Below are 17,612 nucleotides of genomic sequence, written 5' to 3' on the forward strand. Positions count from 1 at the left end.
GACAACTGATTGAGGGCACACTCTAATAATAATCTTATCTTTTATCTAAAAAGATAAGATTATTTATTTTTCAAACAGAAAAGTCCTGATTATTGGGCTATTCAAGTTTGTAAACAAGTGAGGCGTTAATTAAATGAAATTTTTGTCTTCATTATTAGTTGTTTTGGCTTTGACCTTTATTGCTTGGTTTGGGGTTGGAGTTCTCAAACTTTATGCTGTATTTGGAATCGTTATACCCTACTTAGCTTTAATCATTTTCGCAATTGGTTTTATAAATCGTCTATTAAAATCAGAACAAAATAATCCCGAAAATTCGCTGGGGACAAAAAAACTGACGGTAAGAAGAATATTAGAATTACTGTACTTCCGCTCATTCTTCGGAAACATAAAAATTAAAAGGCAAGAATCGAAAGAAGAGTCAGGGCCTTCAAACTGGTTTTGGGCAGGTGTCTACATCTTTTTTGGGGCTCTGCTTATTATTTTAATACGGCACTTGCGGTTGTTCCTAAATCCGGTACCCTCGTTTATCCAAGGCCTGGAGACTATAGATAGTTTCCTTACAATTGGCTTTCCTCACAATGTAATTTATATTACGGACATCGTGTTTATGGTGGCTTTAGCGGTTATCATATTACGCAGTATTTATACTTCCTTGACGAAGAATACCGCTGTGCCTTTCAGCTATGTCCCTTTATTTCTGCTTCTCGGGAGTGTTTTGTCGGGAATCATTATGGTGTATTTTTGGCGAGTGGACATAGTGAGTGTGAAGGAATTGGGCATGGGCTTAGTTACTTTCAGGCCCTTTCTCCCAACGAACGTTGACAGTATTCTATTTATTCATATATTTCTTGTCAGCAGCCTTTTGGTTTATCTGGCCATGTCGTCGAGAAAACCGATGTATCAATGGAGTGCATCCGAAAATGAAGCAAACATCGGCTAAAACCTCCGGTAAGCTAGGTGTAAGATTAAAGGTCGAGTTCTTGAAAGGGAGTACTGAGTATGATTTATAGTAAAAGAATCTACCTGGGAATATTGATATTTATAATCTTGCTCATTTCGCCATTTCTTGCTAGTTTAGGAAAGGCAAATGTTCCACCTGTTCCATCACTGGATACACCGGTCATTAACGCAATGCCGGTCAAACAATGCGTTGAGCCGACAGAGTATATGAAAGATTATCATATGCAATTATTGTATAAATGGCGTGATGAGTATGTGCGGGAGGGTAACACCATATATGTTAACAATCGTGGTCAGAAATACACGATTAGTCTTGAAAAAACCTGTCTGAAGTGTCATTCCAACGAAGAACAGTTTTGTCAGAGATGTCATACATATGCTGGAGTGAAGCTTTACTGCTGGGAATGCCATCAGAAATGATCTGCTAATGGGGCCGTTATTCACAAGAAATTCATAACTTTTTCATGAGATAGTCGTATCCAAGAGCTAAACTAGAAACATAGAAAAACAGTTGAAACAAATGAAGATTAACTATAGGGGGATTAAAACTATGAAAAAGTTAACTAACAAAATTACAGCTATCGTTGGAATGGCAACATTGGCTGTAGGACTTATGGCATTACCTGCTTTTGCGGGAACGACTCAGGGACAAGACAATGGATGGTTTAGTCAAATGCAAAATTTTATGCAGCAAACCTTTACCCCAGCTCAACATCAGGCCTTAATGAACTCATCAGCAATGCAAAATCTCCATAATTCAGCTGATATGCAAAAAGCCATGGAAACAGGAGATGTTAGTTCAATGCAAGGTCTGATGAATTCTGACCCAGCTGTTAAGGCTCAAATAGGGCAAGATAATCTTAACAAAATGAATCAATTTATGAGCCAGGCTCAAGGAAATAGGATGAGCGGAAGTGGTGCTGCTAGTTCGGGTAATACAATGATGAACGGAATTCGGGGGTCCAATACCGGAAGTACTATGATGAATTTCTAATAAAAGCGATGATAGCTTGACGACAGTTTAATTTAAATAAATAAAACCTTAGTCCAAATTATCTAGATATTGTTACTTTTGAAAAGAGCACGAGGACACGGTTGGCAGTCAAATGCTGATTATCGATGCTATCATTAGGTAGCTAAACTTGGACAGTCTTTGAAAAAACTCCATGAAATTACTGTTAGATAGTTCCACTGCAACAAACAGGAGGCCGAGCGGCCTCCTGTTTGTTGCTTTTACGAAATTTTTACTTTGAATTTACGAACTAATTATTAACCCTAAATAGAAACTTTATGGATTTAAGAGGTATGATTACGCAAAACCACTAGTTGCGGTCAAGTTTACTTGACAGGAGATACGAAATGTTAAATTATTTAGCTTTAGTCATTGTTTTAGGAGTATTGGCGGCATTCTCGTTTATCATTTTCGAAAGAGCTAGGTTAATGACTGGAAGGAAAATGCTTACAGAAAAACTGATAGATTTTCTGGAAAAAGTATATCAACGTACAGACCCCCAAAATAAAATTGAGAAGGATGTACAAATTTATCAATTAACGGAAAGAGCTTTTGTAACAAAGGTTTATTTTGATGACAAAAAGTAATTAACAGAATTACTAGCAAAATTTTTACGTTTTTTTTACGCTGAAGAGGAGATTATTTACACCTTTTTTATAGCAAAATAATTTATCATATGGTTTATCAGAAAAGGGGGGCTATGGATGTTGGACCTAATATTGGGTGGGATAGTTACGATAAGCCTTTTGGGTTATTTAAGCTACGCACTAATTAATGCCGAAAAAATCTAGATTTTATGCGAAGTTTAAACCCAATAGAAGTACTTCATTACGAATAAAATGGAGGATCACTTGATGAGCACGATGGATATTGTACAAATATTACTTTATGTTGTCATTCTGACATTTTTGGCGGTTCCCTTGGGGAGATATATGGCCAGAGTATTTAGTGGAGAGAAAACTTGGATTGACCCACTATTTCGGCCACTTGAAAGACTAATATATCGCTTAACAGGTACCGATGAACAGACTGAAACGGGGTGGAAGCAATATGCCGGGGCACTCCTTATCTTTAACTTCTGCGGATTTATAGTCCTATTTTTTCTCGAACTATTACAAAAGTATCTGCCTCTCAATCCTCAAGGCTTTGGTGCAGTTTCCCCGGACCTGGCTTTTAACACGGCAGCTAGTTTTGTAACAAATACAAACTGGCAAGCCTACGCCGGCGAATCAACCATGAGTTATTTAGTGCAAATGGCCGGGTTAACCGTACAAAATTTTGTTTCTGCCGCAACAGGAATAGTTGTCGTCGTTGCTCTTACAAGAGGGTTAGCCCGAAAAAGTGCTTCAACCATCGGCAACTTCTGGGTAGACCTAACTCGCACTATCTTATGGGTCTTACTTCCCTTGTCAATCATTGGGGCACTTGTTTTAACTCAACAAGGTGTCATACAAAATTTCAGCACCTATTTGCACCTTACAACTCTTGATGGCGGAAAACAAACACTGGCCATGGGCCCGGTTGCTTCTCAAGAGGCCATTAAAATGTTTGGAACAAATGGCGGAGGCTTTTTCAATGCTAACTCGACTCATCCTTTCGAGAACCCTACTCCAATAACCAACTTTTTAGAAATGCTCTTTATTTTGCTTATTCCAGCTGCTTTACCCTTTACCTTCGGGCGGATGGTAGGTAATCCCAAGCAAGGAAGGGTCATCTTTGTCACAATGCTTGTATTATTCCTTATTTTTGTGGGGGCTGCCTATTCCAGTGAACTCTATGGCAACCCCAATGTGACAGCCCTAGGAATCAGCGGTCCATCAGCAATGGAAGGGAAAGAGGTACGTTTCGGCATTGCGAATTCAGCGCTCTTTGCCACAATTACAACGGCGGCTTCTTGCGGAGCAGTTAACGCGATGCATGATAGTTTAACGCCACTGGGCGGTATGATACCAATGTTACAAATGATGTTGGGGGAGGTTGTTTTTGGCGGAGTTGGTGCAGGACTCTACGGTATGCTTATCTTCGTCATTTTGACGGTCTTTATAGTAGGCTTAATGGTTGGCCGTACCCCGGAGTATTTGGGTAAAAAAATTGAATCTTGGGAAATAAAAATGGCAACAATTGCGATCTTAGTACCGGCTGTAACGATTCTGATTGGAAGTGCTCTGGCGAGCGTCACCAAAGCCGGGACATCGTCAATTTTAAATCCCGGTCCTCATGGCTTAAGTGAAATTCTTTATGCGTTTACATCTGCCGGTGCGAATAACGGGAGTGCTTTTGCAGGCTTAAATTCGAATACACCATTTTATAACATTGCCCTGGGGATAGCTATTCTTCTCGGACGTTTTGGGATCATACTTCCGGTACTGGCCATTGCAGGCGGTATGGTCAAAAAGAAGGCTGTTCCTGAAGGCCCCGGTACGTTCCAGACAACAGGAATTCTTTTTGGAGCGTTACTTGCCGGAATCGTCATTATTGTCAGTGCCTTAACCTTCTTCCCGGCACTTGCTTTAGGTCCTATTGTTGAGCATTTAATTATGATCGGAAAATAATCTTTATTGTAACTTGGAGGCAATAACATGCAAGAAAATGTGAGCCATGAAGGTAAGAAAACCTCTTCTGGGAGTTTCAACTCGGCAATGATTGTGGAAGCCATAAAAGATGCTTTCAAAAAATTAAACCCCTCCATCATGTGGCGTAATCCGGTGATGTTTGTGGTAGAGGTAGTGGCTGTGTTAAGTACCTATTTCGTATTGAGGGATTTAGTAACGCATGCCAAGACGTTAGGGTTTAATACTCAAATTGCCATTTGGCTATGGATTACGGTCATCTTTGCCAATTTTTCCGAGGCTATCGCAGAGGGGCGAGGGAAAGCACAAGCCTCAGCTTTGAGGAAAACAAGAAGTGAAACCTTAGCCAAAAAGCTTGATGGAGAAAAGATCGTCAATGTTCCGGCCCCCGATTTGCGTAAAGATGACGTTGTTTTAGTAGAGACCGGGGATGTTATCCCTGGTGACGGTGAGGTCATTGAAGGAATTGCGTCCGTTGATGAAAGCGCCGTCACAGGAGAATCAGCCCCCGTCATTCGTGAATCCGGTGGTGACCGAAGTTCTGTTACCGGCGGGACGAAAGTTCTATCGGACTGGATTAAAGTAAGAATTACAGCAAACCCTGGGGAAACGTTCCTCGACCGGATGATTCATTTGGTTGAAGGTGCTAAACGACAAAAAACGCCCAATGAAATTGCCTTAACGATTTTACTCTTAGGCTTAACGATTATCTTCTTACTGGCCGTTGCGACCCTTGAGCCTTATGCTATCTATTCGGGTACTATCGTAGCAGTCCCTGTACTTGCTGCCTTGTTAGTTTGCCTTATTCCCACCACCATTGGAGGACTGCTTAGTGCCATTGGAATTGCAGGAATGGACCGTTTATTAAAGCGCAATGTCTTAGCGATGTCTGGCAGGGCTGTAGAAGCAGCGGGTGACGTCAATGTTTTGCTGCTCGATAAGACGGGCACAATTACCCTAGGCAACAGGATGGCCACTGAATTTATTCCTGCTCCGGGTGTGCCAGCGGAAAAGCTGGCCGACACTGCGCAAATATCCTCGCTGGCTGACGAAACCCCTGAAGGACGAAGCATCGTGATTTTAGCTAAAGAAAAATATAATCTAAGAGAACGAGATATCAATAGTTTAGGAGCTACTTTTATACCGTTTAGTGCTACAACAAGAATGAGTGGTGTCGATCTTGAGGGGCGAGAAATCCGTAAAGGGGCAACAGATGCCATCGAAAAATATGTCCGAGAACAAGGCGGAATTATGGACCCCGATGTCATTACCGCTGTTGAGGAAATTGCCAAAAAAGGGGGCACACCTTTAGTCGTAGCAGAAGGAGCTCATGCTTTGGGAGTTATTCATCTTAAAGATGTTGTCAAAGGCGGTATTAGAGAGCGTTTTGCCCAACTCCGAAAAATGGGTATTAAAACGGTGATGATTACGGGCGATAATCCATTAACTGCGGCAGCCATCGCTGCGGAGGCAGGGGTTGATGATTTCTTAGCCGAAGCTACCCCGGAAGCGAAGCTGAAGCTGATTAGAGATTATCAAAATAAAGGGCATCTTGTAGCCATGACGGGGGATGGAACAAACGATGCTCCGGCACTTGCTCAAGCAGACGTAGGTGTTGCTATGAACAGTGGTACTCAGGCTGCCAAGGAAGCAGGGAATATGGTTGATTTGGACAGCAACCCTACAAAACTCATTGAAGTTGTAGAGATTGGCAAACAGCTATTAATGACCAGAGGCTCTCTAACAACGTTCAGTATCGCAAATGATGTGGCTAAATACTTTGCCATTATACCAGCCTTATTCTTTGCAACCTACCCGCAATTGAAGATATTAAACATTATGCATCTGGCTACACCCCAAAGTGCGATCCTATCAGCGGTAATCTTTAACGCCTTAATTATCGTAGCGTTGGTTCCTCTCGCTTTACGCGGGGTTAAGTACGAACCGCTGGGAGCAAACATTATCTTAAGAAAAAATCTTTTGTTCTATGGTTTAGGCGGGTTAATTGTACCGTTTATCGGAATCAAAATTATTGATATGATTATCTCCGCTTTAGGCTGGGCGTGAGGAGGGAGTCTTAAAGATGCTAAAGCAATTTACAAAAGGTTTTGCCATGCTGCTTGTTATGATCGTTCTCACAGGGATTGCTTATCCCTTAGTTGTAACGGGTCTTGCTCAGTTGCTCTTTCCCCATCAAGCGAATGGTTCTCTAGCTTACAAAAATGGTCAAGTGGTTGGGTCACAATTAATTGGACAGAATTTTACTGACCTTAAGTATTTCCAGCCCAGGCCTTCAGCCGCTGGTAAAGATGGTTATGATGCAACAGCATCCGGCGGGTCTAATTTGGGTCCAACAAACAAGGATTTTTTAAACAGTGTTGCTGAACGTGCCAATACTATTCGTCAACAAAATGGATTAAGCTCAAATCAAGCTGTTCCATCTGATCTTGTAACGGCATCAGCCAGTGGCTTAGACCCAGATCTAACTCCAGAGGGAGCTATGATTCAAGTTCCCAGAATAGCGAAATTACGAGATCTTCCCGTTGAAACGGTTGAAAATCTGGTGCGCCAAGATACTACTCCGCGTCAATTGGGGATATTCGGAGAGCCGAGGGTTAACGTTTTACGGCTAAACCTTGGTCTCGATACCTTGACAAAATAGATTAACAGTCAAGCAGTTAATTATTTAGCTGCTTGGCTTTGCTTTGTGTGGATTGGCTGAGTGTCTCTGAAGCCAAACAAGTGCGATACTCTCCACTGGAGACTATCGGGATGGCGAAGACAGTGTATTCGTGTCCGCCAGCCGAGTTTTCTTATTTAATAGGGAGGATAAGATGAACGAGAAACGACGAGTTAACCCCGATGAACTTTTGGCCGATATCCAAGACCAGGCAAAGGGAAAACTAACGGTTTTTCTGGGTGCCGCCGCAGGTGTCGGTAAAACTTATGCTATGTTAGAAGTTGCCAGGGAAAGACTCTCCGAAGGAATTAAACTCGTGGCAGGATGGGTTGAACCGCATGCTCGGCCTGAAACGATAGCTTTAATGGAAGGGATTCCTAAAGTTACGCCCAAAGACCTTGAGTATCACGACAAGGTCTTGAAGGAAATGGACCTTGATGAACTACTTTCAATCCATCCCGATATTGTCTTAGTGGATGAATTAGCTCATACCAATGTGCCTGGTTCACGTCATCTAAAACGTTACCAAGATGTTGAAGAACTCTTGGCGGTGGGTATTAACGTTTATACGACGATTAATATTCAGCATGTTGAAAGTTTTAATGATATCGTTGCTAAGATAACAGGAGTAACCGTACGTGAAACGGTTCCGGACTCAATTTTGGAAAATGCTAGAATACAATTAATCGACATTCCGACAGAGGCGTTAATTCAGCGTCTGGAAGAAGGGAAAATTTACGTTCCCAATCAAGCGAAACATGCCTTAGACAAGTTTTTTAGGCCGGGGAATATTAATGCTTTAAGAGAATTATCCATGCGCTTCGCGGCTCAGAAAGTCGATCGGCAGTTAGAATCTTACATGCGGGTTCATGGTATAGAGGGTCCATGGCCTGCCGGTGAACGAGTAATGGTTTGTATTAGTACCAGTCCTTTTGGGGAACGGCTGATTAGAATGGGTAAACGAATTGCGGAAGGTATGAAAGCTGAACTTCTTGTTGTTTATATTGATATACCTTCCAATTTTCTGAAACACGAAAAGCAAAAGGACCAATTGGCTAAAAGCTTGCATTTAGCACAAGAATTGAATGCTGAAATCATATCATTAAGCGGTAATGATGTCGTCGAAGAGCTGCTTGAAGTTGCTCAGAAACGTAATGTAACTCAGATTATAATTGGTAAACCCGGTAATCTTAAATTTCGTGAACGCTTTACGGGGTCGATCGTTGAAAAGGTTCTTAGACAAAGCCAAAATATTAGTGTTCATGTTATACCGGGGGATGGTTTAAAGGCTAGACAAGATCATGAAGTAAGAAAGATAAGTGTAAAAAAAGCCACTAATCTTATTCCGTATGTGACAACGTTTGTTGCACTGGCAGTTATTACAGTCATAGCGTGGTTAGGAAGTTCTGATTTGGGTCTGGTTAATACCGCCATGCTTTATTTGCTGCCCGTTCTTCTAAGTGCTGGGCGTTACGGAAAAAAGATCGGTGTTTTCACAGCGATTGTATCAGTTATTACCTATGACTTTTTTACAATTCCCCCTGTTTTAACGTTTACTGTAGCGGATTTGAGATATCTTATTAGTTTTGGCATTATGATTCTTATAGGCTATTATCTGGGTAATCTGTCAACTCGGTTACGAATACAAATTATGAATTCTCGGCAGCGTGAGTCTCAAACTGCTGCGCTTTATTCTTTAAGCCGTGAAATTGCAGCTGTTTCCGAATTAGACATTGTATTAGAAAGTGTTGTGAAAAAAGTATCGGACATCATTCAAGGCGAGGTCGTTATCTTAGTTCCGGAAGCAAATGGACAGTTAGCTTTACGAGCTAGCTCAAACTTGAAAAGCACATTTGACGAAAATGAAAGAGCTGTTGCCGCATGGGCTTTTCAAAATAATCAAATGGCGGGAAAGGGTACGGATACGCTTGGCGGTGCCAAAGGATTTTACCTGCCCTTAATATCAGAACAAGGGATTTGCGGAGTTCTTGGGGTACAACTTAAGAACTCAGAGAGGTATCTGTTATCTGAAAAAAGGAGCTTGCTTGATGCCTTTGTAAGTTTGACTGCCTTAGCCATCGCTCGAATATCGCTGGTCGAAAGAGCAAGAGAGGCTCAGCTATTAAGTGAGTCCGAAAAACTTCGGACAGCATTACTCAACTCAATTTCCCATGATTTACGAACTCCGCTTGCCTCAATGATCGGGGCTGTAACAAGCCTTTTAGAGAATGATAAACTCTTCGATGCAGCTTCCAGGCAAGCTCTTCTTCAAACGATTAAAATTGGCGCCATGCGAATGAATAAATTAGTGAACAATTTGCTCGATATGGCCCGATTAGAAAGCGATATGCTTAAGTTAAACAAGGAGTGGTGTTCAATCAACGAAATTATTAAAGAAGCCATCAAAAGTTTTGATGAAAGTGTTGTGAGCAAGCGAGAAATTGTCTACGAAATTTCCAATAAAGATTTATTGATTAACGTAGACTTCGTCTTAATGAAGCAAGTTCTTACCAATCTCTTGGATAATGCCATGAAATATTCTAAACCAGATAGTCAAATTTATATAATGATTAGAAATAACGAACACCAAGTAGAGGTTTCCGTTCGCGATTGGGGATTACCTATTCCTCCGGAAGATTTAGAGCATATTTTTGATAAGTTTTACCGAGTTCGTTCTCCTCGCCAGATTAGTGGCACAGGGTTAGGTTTAGCTATTTCAAAGGGAATTGTTGAACTTCACGGTGGAAGAATACAAGCCGAAAATAGTTCAAACAATGGAGGAGTTACTATTTCGTTTTCAATTCCATTGACCAAAATCCCCTCACATATTCCAGAAGAAATAGGAGATTGCCATGAATGAGAAAGAAAAACGGATACTTGTAATTGATGATGAGCCTCAGATTCTCAGACTTCTAAAGGTTTCGCTATCCGTACATGGCTATGAGGTATATGAAGCTAATACTGCTGACGAAGGATTAAAAAAAATAAACGGAACTAAACCCGATCTAATTGTTTTGGATTTAGGGCTTCCTGATTTAGATGGTATTGATGTTCTCACAAAGGTAAGAGAATCCTCGAAAGTACCGGTCGTTGTTCTGACTGCTCGTGAACATGAAAATGATAAAGTTCTAGCGTTTGATTTAGGAGCAGACGATTACGTAACCAAGCCTTTTGGTATGGGAGAACTTCTTGCTAGAATTCGGAATGCTCTGAGGCATAGCTATGACATAAGTGACGAAGAAATTTTGAAATTCGGAAATATAACCATTGATCTAGAGAACCGAGAAGTAAGAACTAATAGTAATCTGATCAAGTTGACACCGACTGAGTATCAATTACTGACCTTGTTAGCCCAAAATAAAGGGAAAATACTAACGCATCATCAGCTTCTCAGTACGATTTGGGGGCCGCATACAGATTCGAATAGTCACTATTTAAGGATATATATCGGACAATTAAGGAAAAAATTGGAGCATGATCCCTCGGAACCGATTCACATTATTAATGAACCCGGAGTCGGGTATAAATTAGTCTAATATGATGTGGCTTGTGTAATGATGCCTCTTAAGCCCTTATTGATGCCCGGCAGTAAGCGCGTAGTTAAGGGAAAGGCTGGAATTTTCCAGACTCTTTTAACTGGAAAATACAATCTGACTTTGACTATCCATTTTATCCTTTCTATGTTAACTGATCCTTGTAATAGGTGTTGGCGATGTTGATTATGGCAGCGAAGAAACTATGAATATCGATTAAAAGTTGTTATAGGATTGATGTTGTTAAGGGTCGTGAGAAACTAATGTTTCAAAACGGCCTTCTGTTGTAATAATCGAATATTTACCATCTAAGTCCTTAAACGCTATATAAGATGGTTATTAGTACGCATCAATTGGCATAATAAAACATGCTTATTGTTCAATTCTTCAAAAACCAATACAAAATAAGCTCATTTACCAGCGGGAGGCATCAAGATGGATACAGTTCTCTTATCCCGGTGGCAGTTTGGCATAACTACCTTATTCCATTTCTTATTTGTGCCCTTGACAATCGGGTTGTCAACAATTGTTGCAGTATTTGAGGTGCTGTACTGGCTCAGCAAAAAACCAGTGTATGATAAAGCAGCCCGTTTTTGGTTTAAACTGCAGGTAGTAATCTTCACGGTTGGTGTGGCTTCTGGCATAGCTTTGGAATTTCAATTCGGGACTAACTGGTCAGAATATTCCAGGTTTGTGGGTGATGTCTTCGGACCGCCTCTTGCCGCTGAAGTAATTTTCACCTTTTTTTTAGAGTCAACATTTTTCGGGCTATTAATTTTTGGCCGGGATAAAATTAGCTCCCGAATGCGCGCCTTTTCTGCCACTATGGTGTCTTTGGGTGCAATCATGTCTGCATTTTGGATTCTCGCTGCCAACTCGTGGCAGCAAACACCGGCCGGTTATCAGATTAAAGGCGGCAGGGCGATACTCGTCGATTTCTCTGCAGCCATTTTTAACCCATCAACATTTCCAAGGTTTTGGCATACCCTCGATGGTGCTTTTATGACAGCAGCGTTCTTTGTCATAGGTATTAGTGCGTATTTCTTGCTCAAGGGAAGAAGTGCCGATTTAGCGAATGTTTCAATGCGGGTTGGCCTTATCTTTGCTTTGACCGCCACCTTGTTTATGCTTGTGACCGGGGACATCCACGCCAAACAGGTAGCAGAAACACAACCAGTTAAACTGGCTGCTTTTGAAGGACTGTGGAAGACACAACCTAGAGCGCCGTTAATGCTGGTTGGTATTCCCTTGCCCTCCGAGGAGCAAAACATTTTAGAAATCATCGCCCCAGGTTTTTTGAGCTTGCTTGCTTATGGTGATATTGATGCCCCTGTACGCGGGCTCGATGACTTCCCCAAGGACCAGTGGCCGCCAGTCTCAGTGTGCTTTTTTTCTTTTCACCTCATGATAATTATTTGGTCCTTCCTTGCCATTTTAGTTCTGTTCGCCTTCTTCTTTAGGAAAAAACTTGCATCCAAACGGATGTTTCTTAAGGTGTTAATTTTATCAATTCCACTGCCGTTTTTGGCCAATGAACTTGGCTGGATAGTTGCCGAGATGGGGCGTCAGCCATGGGTTGTTTACGGCATTTTATTGACATATCAGGCAGCATCCCCATTGCCATGGTGGTATGTTTTGCTTACCGTTTCCGCAATAACTCTTCTTTACGTATCGTTGCTATTCTTGGTGATTCATCTTTTAAAACGTGAAATTTCTAAAGCAGTTACCAATGGATAGTATTGGAGGACATTTTGTGGACTTGAATATCACCTGGTTTTTGTTAATCGTGTTACTTATCATAATTTATATCGTATTAGACGGATTCGACCTGGGTGTAGGCTCCCTTTATTATGTTCTCGCAAAGAATGAGCAGGAAAAACGGATGCTAATTGCTTCCATCGGACCGGTCTGGGATGCCAACGAAGTGTGGTTAATAGCCGCTGGTGCCGCCCTATTTGCGGCATTCCCTTTAGTTTACACTTGTATTTTCAGTGGACTCTACCTACCGATGATGTTTGTCCTAGTGGGTCTTAGCCTAAGAGCAGTTGCTGTAGAATTTCGCAACCATATGGAATCCCTGCGAGGGGTGAAAACCTTTGATGCAATGTTCTTTTCCGGTAGTTTTATCCCCGCGCTGCTTTTTGGTGTAGCCATAGGCAACATTTCCCGTGGATTGCCCCTCAATGTTTCCTACTATTATAACGGTACTTTTTGGGACTTGCTCAATCCATACGCTCTATTGTTTGGTGTTGTTGGCTTTTTTCTTATATTGCTGCAGGGTATCACCTGGATATTGCTCAAGACGAAAGGACTTGTGTGGCAACGGGCCTTGAACCTGGCAAAACCTGTATTGTTGGGATTATTGGGCTTGATAGCTATTGCCACAATTTACACCTGGTGGGCTTACCCTGAGATGACTTCAAATTACCGAATCTGCCCTATTCTCTATGTGAATCCGGGATTGCTGATGGCTGCGTTGATTATAGTGTATACGGCAATAACAAGGAAAAAATACCGTTTAGCCTTTTTAGGGTCTTCACTTGTTGTCGTAGGTCTCATATTTACACTGGCAGCAGGGCTTTTTCCAGCACTTGTATTAGTACGAACCCCCCTCGTGGATCACCTGACCATCTACAATGCGTCATCTTCACCATTGGCACTGAAAGTTATGCTTATTATGACCTTAATTGGGTTGCCATTGGTGATGGTCTATACTGTGTACGTCTATCGGGTGTTCAGAGGAAAAGAACCGGGAAGTAAGAGTTAACGCTTTTTCCATGATCTCTCATTGTAAAAAAAATATGCCAATAAATAGATGATGATTACAAGTGGAAATGAGTATGAATGTTTCCAATGCTTTAGATGGTAATAGCCAAGCCATGAGGCGATTGGCTGAACGATAAACGCCCCGCTCAATCCTAATCCAATTGATTTGACGATTTGGTTCATCGTTGGTTTGAACTGAATTGTTGCCATTGCGGACACAGGCATCACACATAAATCCCAAACCAGATACGGTGGAATAAGAGGAATCTCTTTGATTGGGTAGGACCAAAGACCAAGTGCTAAACCAACTGCATCCATAAAATAGGTGGCAACCATAACAAAAAAGCCCGCTATTAGCAGGTGGTGGGTTTTATCTTTTGGTCTCATATATAGCCATGAAAGCCAAGTAACAACCCCTACCGCTAAAAGCAGCCACCACTTCCATGTAAACAGAGTCGTTATAATCCATATGTGATAAACCTGAACATTAGCTAAATGAACTTTTTCAAGCACTTTTTCTAATTCAGGGATAATATAGATAACTACTTTTCGATCAGCGAAAACATTAAGCTGATGGATAAAGTCGTTTGTTTTGTCTAATTCGGGAAAGATATAAAAACGCACAATAGACTTGACTCCTTACGCGTAAAAGATTAATGGCGACGAGATCATCGTTTACAAGTATTCCTTTGTTCAAGTTTCATTTTTTCGTATAAATAATTTGCACATAAATAAATAACAACTACAAAAGGGATGGAGTAGTAATGATACCAATACTTAGGGTTGTACAAGCCGGCAATAACAGCAAGAGGTTGAATACATAGAGAGGCCACAAGTGAGAGTATGATAGATTTTGTTATCGGTTTTATGTTAGGCATTATCTGCAGCATAAACATATTTCCAACAGGGATTGCGCTCAGATCAAATTCAGGAAAGGACGGAGTAAGTGGCACAGTTTTGGTTGGATAAGACCAAAGCCCCATGGCCGTACCTATTGTGTCAAGCCAACACGCTAGGATCATGATAAAAAAACCGGCATACAACAAAGGTGTGGTATTGTTTTTATCCCGCCAGACTATCCATGCCCACCAGGGGAGTACACATATGCAAACGGCCAACCACCATCTCCAAGTAAAAACAATTTGATCTAACCATATTTTTTGCAGTTCAATATTGGCTTGATGCAATAATTCATTTGCCTGATCCATAGTCAAAAAGATAGTACCCCCTAAATCGGCTAATTCATGCTGTTCATTGGTAAATGTGTTAATACCATCGTAATAATTATTCCTATGGCGGTTAAAGGCCATGTAAGTTTGGGTTTTCTATAATGCAGAATTAGCGTAGTAAAAAGTCCAGCATCAAATCCTAGTGACCACCATATGTTCCAGCCATTAAAATATATAAAAATATTCGCTGCATAAGCAGTATATTCCAAAATCGTGTACACAACTGTCCACGCTAAAATATAAAGAATTATTTTAGTTATTTTTTGAGGAAAATATGGTAAATAGATCAAAGCTATACAGGGGAAGGTAAAAATAGCTACAAAAATATCGTTAAAGGTATGGTTGGGCAATAAACCCGTATATTTCCATAATGGATAATTGGCATATAACATGTTATACAGAAAATCAAGAGAAATGAAATATAAAATTGTCGAGTAATATCTTTCCCAATTTCTCCAATCTCCCCACCTCCAGCAGGCGATTATTAAAACGGCAACCAGTATAATTCTAAACATAACACCTAACCTTCCAATTTCCAGCACTTATTTTATGTAGTATACCCAGACCCTTTAAAGATATGGGCATATTTCCGTATCAATAGGTAATACTGAAATTATGAATATGACAAGTGTAATGTATCTGGTGATTAGCTTATTGATCCCTTTGGTATTTCTTATAATCTTAATGAAGTTGGAAACTAAGCTTGTTTTACTGATGGCTCCTTACGCCTGTATAGGGGCTTATGTCATCAACGCAATTGGATTCGGCGGAGGATTTTGGTACCTTAAACCGTTGCTAGGTAATAATAGTTTAACGTCATTACCAGTAAATTTAGTTTTCTATCCAACTCTAGGATGCTATTTTCTATACTTTTCCGATAATTTGAAAGTAAATAAATATTTGCTGCTGCTTATTTTTGCGGCGATGACATCATTTTTCGAGTACTTTCTAATTTGGGTTAAGTGGTTATCCTATTGCCATAGTTGGAATATTTTTTACACATCTATCACTTACTTGATCTCATATGGGAGTGGTTATTTATCCTATTGCTGGCTGAAACGTCTCTACTATCACATGAATTAGCAAAGTCCCCCCCATCGAGCCCCGATGTTCAGCTTGAGCTGAACGAGTTCACTTTCTTAGGAGGTACAAACAATGAAAGGTAATAAACTAAAGGTTTTGGGTTCCTTGTCGGCGTTAATAGCGACCGGGTATGCAATAGAACATCGAAACGAAACAATCAGAAAAACAAGAAATCGGCGAATAATGTTAGCTACATTACCACTGGCGGCTTTATCTGTTCAGCCCCTTTTACGTAAGCGAATTCAGAAAAAGGTTGCGGATGCAGTTACCACAATAACAACAGATGAATATAACCAAAATATTATGGAATTGTGGACAGCTATAAAACGTGCAGATATCCATAACATCATGGAAATCAACCTACGAGCGACTCAAGGGACTGCTATTACAAGACCAATAGGAACGCCTAAAAAGTTTGATGGTTATGACAATATAATGTTCATACCACCACAGCTTACCGATCTTTCTAAACCCGGTGATACCAAAATCGATATGGAAGTTGTGATTGGTAAGAAGGCCAGTAAACCATTAATACTGCCAATTCCATTGATTATTTCTGGAATGGCCTATGGTATAGCTTTGAGTGAAAAAGCTAAAAGGGCCCTAGCCAGAGGGGCAAAAACGGCCGGTACTGCAATCTGTTCTGGTGAAGGTCCGTACTTAGAGGAAGAGCGGCGGGAAGCCGGTAAATATATCCTGCAAATCTCTAATTGGCCATGGGGTTTGCGAAGAGACGAAGAAATTTTGGCTGCGGACATGTTAGAAATCCAGGTTGGACAAGGAGCACAAATGGGATCCTACTATGTTGCTCCGGAGGAAATCAAAGGAAAGGCTCGGAGACTTATGGGGTTACCTCGGAATGAAGGTATAAGTCGAATGCCTGCACCTCCTGGTATTAGGAGTAACCATGATTGGCCAATTTTTTTCAGGGAGATTCGCCAAAGAACTCATGGTATTCCCATTGGAATTAAAATGATGGCAACTGAAAAAATTGAAGAAGAGTTGGCCAAGGCTTTGGAATACGGGGTTGATGTTATTGCCATAGACGGTGCGCAGGGCGGCGCCTTAAACTCAAATCCGACGATGCAGGATGACTTTGGAATTCCAAGTCTGCATGCTTTAGTTCGGGCAGTTAAATTTTTAAATGATCAAAAGGTAAGGGACCAAGTCAGCCTAATTGTATCAGGCGGATATTTCAACCCCGGAAGTTGTCTTAAAGCCATCGCACTGGGCGCTGATGCTATTTATCTTGGAACCCTTCCTTTATATGCTATGGTTAATAAACAACATCAGAAAGTTTTACCCTGGGAACCTCCTACAACTCTTGTGAGCTATGCATCTAAATATAACCATAAGTTGGATATAGGGGTAAGTGCCGAGAGAGTTGCTAATGTTTTGCGTTCACTGGTTGTAGAAATGGAACAAGTTTTACGCAGCTTGGGTAAAACGTCTCTTCATGAGCTTAGCCCTAAAGATTTAGTCGCACTTGATGATTTTTCCAGTCAATTAACAGGAATCAAGAAAGCATACTAGTTTCAATTTAAACAATTTCGCTCGGTAAACGAAAATTGTATTATGATGGTACGTTAATGATTGCAAGCTGTGTCTATGCACAGCTTGTTTTTTTCATGACTTAAATAAATTATTGCTGTGCAATTTAAAAAATGGCTTCGTTGTTCGCCGGATTCTTAGGGAACTTTCCAGGCTTTAGTGTTTCTAAGACCCCCGCTTCTATAAGTGGGGGTGGGTCCTTCGTTAACTTCAGTGGGGTAGAGTCCT

17 protein-coding genes are annotated in these 17,612 nt (G+C 41.0%); 14 read left to right on the plus strand and 3 right to left on the minus strand.

The features are described 5' to 3' along the window. Positions 1-133: 133 nt before the first annotated feature. The 12 genes from ACPUYX_RS04945 to cydB all read left to right on the plus strand — a co-directional run bounded on the left by ACPUYX_RS04945 (position 134) and on the right by cydB (position 13,522). Positions 134-940, plus strand: a complete 807-nt coding sequence (locus tag ACPUYX_RS04945) for a sulfate reduction electron transfer complex DsrMKJOP subunit DsrM (protein ID WP_426378599.1) — start codon at positions 134-136, stop codon at positions 938-940. Positions 941-999: 59 nt separating this feature from the next. Next, positions 1,000-1,380 (plus strand): sulfate reduction electron transfer complex DsrMKJOP subunit DsrJ, encoded by a 381-nt coding sequence (gene dsrJ, locus ACPUYX_RS04950; protein ID WP_426378600.1) that lies wholly within the window; start codon positions 1,000-1,002, stop codon positions 1,378-1,380. Between the two features lie 130 nt (positions 1,381-1,510). Continuing rightward, entirely contained in the window at positions 1,511-1,954 is a 444-nt protein-coding gene (locus ACPUYX_RS04955) for a hypothetical protein (RefSeq protein ID WP_426378601.1), read from the plus strand. A gap of 365 nt (positions 1,955-2,319) precedes the next feature. Beyond that, entirely contained in the window at positions 2,320-2,559 is a 240-nt protein-coding gene (locus tag ACPUYX_RS04960) for a hypothetical protein (protein ID WP_426378603.1), read from the plus strand. Positions 2,560-2,676: 117 nt separating this feature from the next. Continuing rightward, positions 2,677-2,763, plus strand: a complete 87-nt coding sequence (gene kdpF, locus ACPUYX_RS04965) for a K(+)-transporting ATPase subunit F (protein WP_426378904.1) — start codon at positions 2,677-2,679, stop codon at positions 2,761-2,763. Positions 2,764-2,826: 63 nt separating this feature from the next. Next, the gene (kdpA, locus tag ACPUYX_RS04970) at positions 2,827-4,524 is read left to right on the plus strand and encodes a potassium-transporting ATPase subunit KdpA (RefSeq protein ID WP_426378604.1); all 1,698 of its coding nucleotides are present in this window, start codon (positions 2,827-2,829) and stop codon (positions 4,522-4,524) included. 27 nt (positions 4,525-4,551) lie between these two features. Beyond that, positions 4,552-6,609 carry a potassium-transporting ATPase subunit KdpB gene (gene kdpB, locus ACPUYX_RS04975; RefSeq protein ID WP_426378605.1) on the plus strand — a complete coding sequence of 686 codons (2,058 nt, stop codon included), beginning with the start codon at positions 4,552-4,554 and terminating at the stop codon, positions 6,607-6,609. Positions 6,610-6,625: 16 nt separating this feature from the next. After that, positions 6,626-7,204 (plus strand): potassium-transporting ATPase subunit KdpC, encoded by a 579-nt coding sequence (gene kdpC / locus ACPUYX_RS04980; protein ID WP_426378606.1) that lies wholly within the window; start codon positions 6,626-6,628, stop codon positions 7,202-7,204. A gap of 172 nt (positions 7,205-7,376) precedes the next feature. Continuing rightward, entirely contained in the window at positions 7,377-10,082 is a 2,706-nt protein-coding gene (locus ACPUYX_RS04985; protein ID WP_426378607.1) for an ATP-binding protein, read from the plus strand. Beyond that, a complete protein-coding gene (locus tag ACPUYX_RS04990) occupies positions 10,075-10,758 on the plus strand; it encodes a response regulator (protein ID WP_426378608.1) in 684 nt (227 codons plus the stop codon). The genes ACPUYX_RS04985 and ACPUYX_RS04990 overlap by 8 nt, the downstream gene beginning before the upstream one ends. Before the next feature lie 432 nt (positions 10,759-11,190). After that, on the plus strand, positions 11,191-12,492 hold the full coding sequence (locus ACPUYX_RS04995) for a cytochrome ubiquinol oxidase subunit I (RefSeq protein WP_426378609.1): 1,302 nt from the start codon (positions 11,191-11,193) through the stop codon (positions 12,490-12,492). Then, positions 12,485-13,522 carry a cytochrome d ubiquinol oxidase subunit II gene (gene cydB / locus ACPUYX_RS05000; RefSeq protein ID WP_426378610.1) on the plus strand — a complete coding sequence of 346 codons (1,038 nt, stop codon included), beginning with the start codon at positions 12,485-12,487 and terminating at the stop codon, positions 13,520-13,522. The genes ACPUYX_RS04995 and cydB overlap by 8 nt, the downstream gene beginning before the upstream one ends. On the opposite strand, the gene ACPUYX_RS05005 is transcribed toward cydB, so the two are convergent. From ACPUYX_RS05005 to ACPUYX_RS05015, 3 genes are read right to left on the minus strand one after another with little or no spacing between them, the layout of a single operon-like run. Continuing rightward, the gene (locus ACPUYX_RS05005) at positions 13,519-14,145 is read right to left on the minus strand and encodes a CBO0543 family protein (protein WP_426378611.1); all 627 of its coding nucleotides are present in this window, start codon (positions 14,143-14,145) and stop codon (positions 13,519-13,521) included. The genes cydB and ACPUYX_RS05005 overlap by 4 nt on opposite strands. Positions 14,146-14,189: 44 nt before the next feature. After that, the gene (locus tag ACPUYX_RS05010) at positions 14,190-14,729 is read right to left on the minus strand and encodes a CBO0543 family protein (RefSeq protein WP_426378905.1); all 540 of its coding nucleotides are present in this window, start codon (positions 14,727-14,729) and stop codon (positions 14,190-14,192) included. Positions 14,730-14,758: 29 nt separating this feature from the next. Continuing rightward, positions 14,759-15,265 (minus strand): CBO0543 family protein, encoded by a 507-nt coding sequence (locus ACPUYX_RS05015; protein ID WP_426378612.1) that lies wholly within the window; start codon positions 15,263-15,265, stop codon positions 14,759-14,761. Between the two features lie 169 nt (positions 15,266-15,434). On the opposite strand from ACPUYX_RS05015, the gene ACPUYX_RS05020 reads away from it, so the two are divergent. After that, positions 15,435-15,833, plus strand: a complete 399-nt coding sequence (locus tag ACPUYX_RS05020) for a CBO0543 family protein (protein ID WP_426378906.1) — start codon at positions 15,435-15,437, stop codon at positions 15,831-15,833. 72 nt (positions 15,834-15,905) lie between these two features. Next, a complete protein-coding gene (locus ACPUYX_RS05025; RefSeq protein ID WP_426378613.1) occupies positions 15,906-17,366 on the plus strand; it encodes an FMN-binding glutamate synthase family protein in 1,461 nt (486 codons plus the stop codon). Positions 17,367-17,612 lie beyond the last annotated feature (246 nt).

The sequence above is a fragment of the Desulfosporosinus sp. SYSU MS00001 genome, from assembly GCF_049943955.1.
Taxonomy (GTDB): domain Bacteria; phylum Bacillota; class Desulfitobacteriia; order Desulfitobacteriales; family Desulfitobacteriaceae; genus Desulfosporosinus.

Coding starts and splice junctions, on each gene's coding strand:
- ACPUYX_RS04945 (WP_426378599.1), top strand. CDS start 134: ATGAAATTTTTGTCTTCATTATTAGTTGTTTTGGCTTTGACCTTTATT.
- dsrJ (WP_426378600.1), top strand. CDS start 1,000: ATGATTTATAGTAAAAGAATCTACCTGGGAATATTGATATTTATAATC.
- ACPUYX_RS04955 (WP_426378601.1), top strand. CDS start 1,511: ATGAAAAAGTTAACTAACAAAATTACAGCTATCGTTGGAATGGCAACA.
- ACPUYX_RS04960 (WP_426378603.1), top strand. CDS start 2,320: ATGTTAAATTATTTAGCTTTAGTCATTGTTTTAGGAGTATTGGCGGCA.
- kdpF (WP_426378904.1), top strand. CDS start 2,677: ATGTTGGACCTAATATTGGGTGGGATAGTTACGATAAGCCTTTTGGGT.
- kdpA (WP_426378604.1), top strand. CDS start 2,827: ATGAGCACGATGGATATTGTACAAATATTACTTTATGTTGTCATTCTG.
- kdpB (WP_426378605.1), top strand. CDS start 4,552: ATGCAAGAAAATGTGAGCCATGAAGGTAAGAAAACCTCTTCTGGGAGT.
- kdpC (WP_426378606.1), top strand. CDS start 6,626: ATGCTAAAGCAATTTACAAAAGGTTTTGCCATGCTGCTTGTTATGATC.
- ACPUYX_RS04985 (WP_426378607.1), top strand. CDS start 7,377: ATGAACGAGAAACGACGAGTTAACCCCGATGAACTTTTGGCCGATATC.
- ACPUYX_RS04990 (WP_426378608.1), top strand. CDS start 10,075: ATGAATGAGAAAGAAAAACGGATACTTGTAATTGATGATGAGCCTCAG.
- ACPUYX_RS04995 (WP_426378609.1), top strand. CDS start 11,191: ATGGATACAGTTCTCTTATCCCGGTGGCAGTTTGGCATAACTACCTTA.
- cydB (WP_426378610.1), top strand. CDS start 12,485: ATGGATAGTATTGGAGGACATTTTGTGGACTTGAATATCACCTGGTTT.
- ACPUYX_RS05010 (WP_426378905.1), bottom strand. CDS start 14,729: ATGGATCAGGCAAATGAATTATTGCATCAAGCCAATATTGAACTGCAA.
- ACPUYX_RS05015 (WP_426378612.1), bottom strand. CDS start 15,265: ATGTTTAGAATTATACTGGTTGCCGTTTTAATAATCGCCTGCTGGAGG.
- ACPUYX_RS05020 (WP_426378906.1), top strand. CDS start 15,435: ATGAAGTTGGAAACTAAGCTTGTTTTACTGATGGCTCCTTACGCCTGT.
- ACPUYX_RS05025 (WP_426378613.1), top strand. CDS start 15,906: ATGAAAGGTAATAAACTAAAGGTTTTGGGTTCCTTGTCGGCGTTAATA.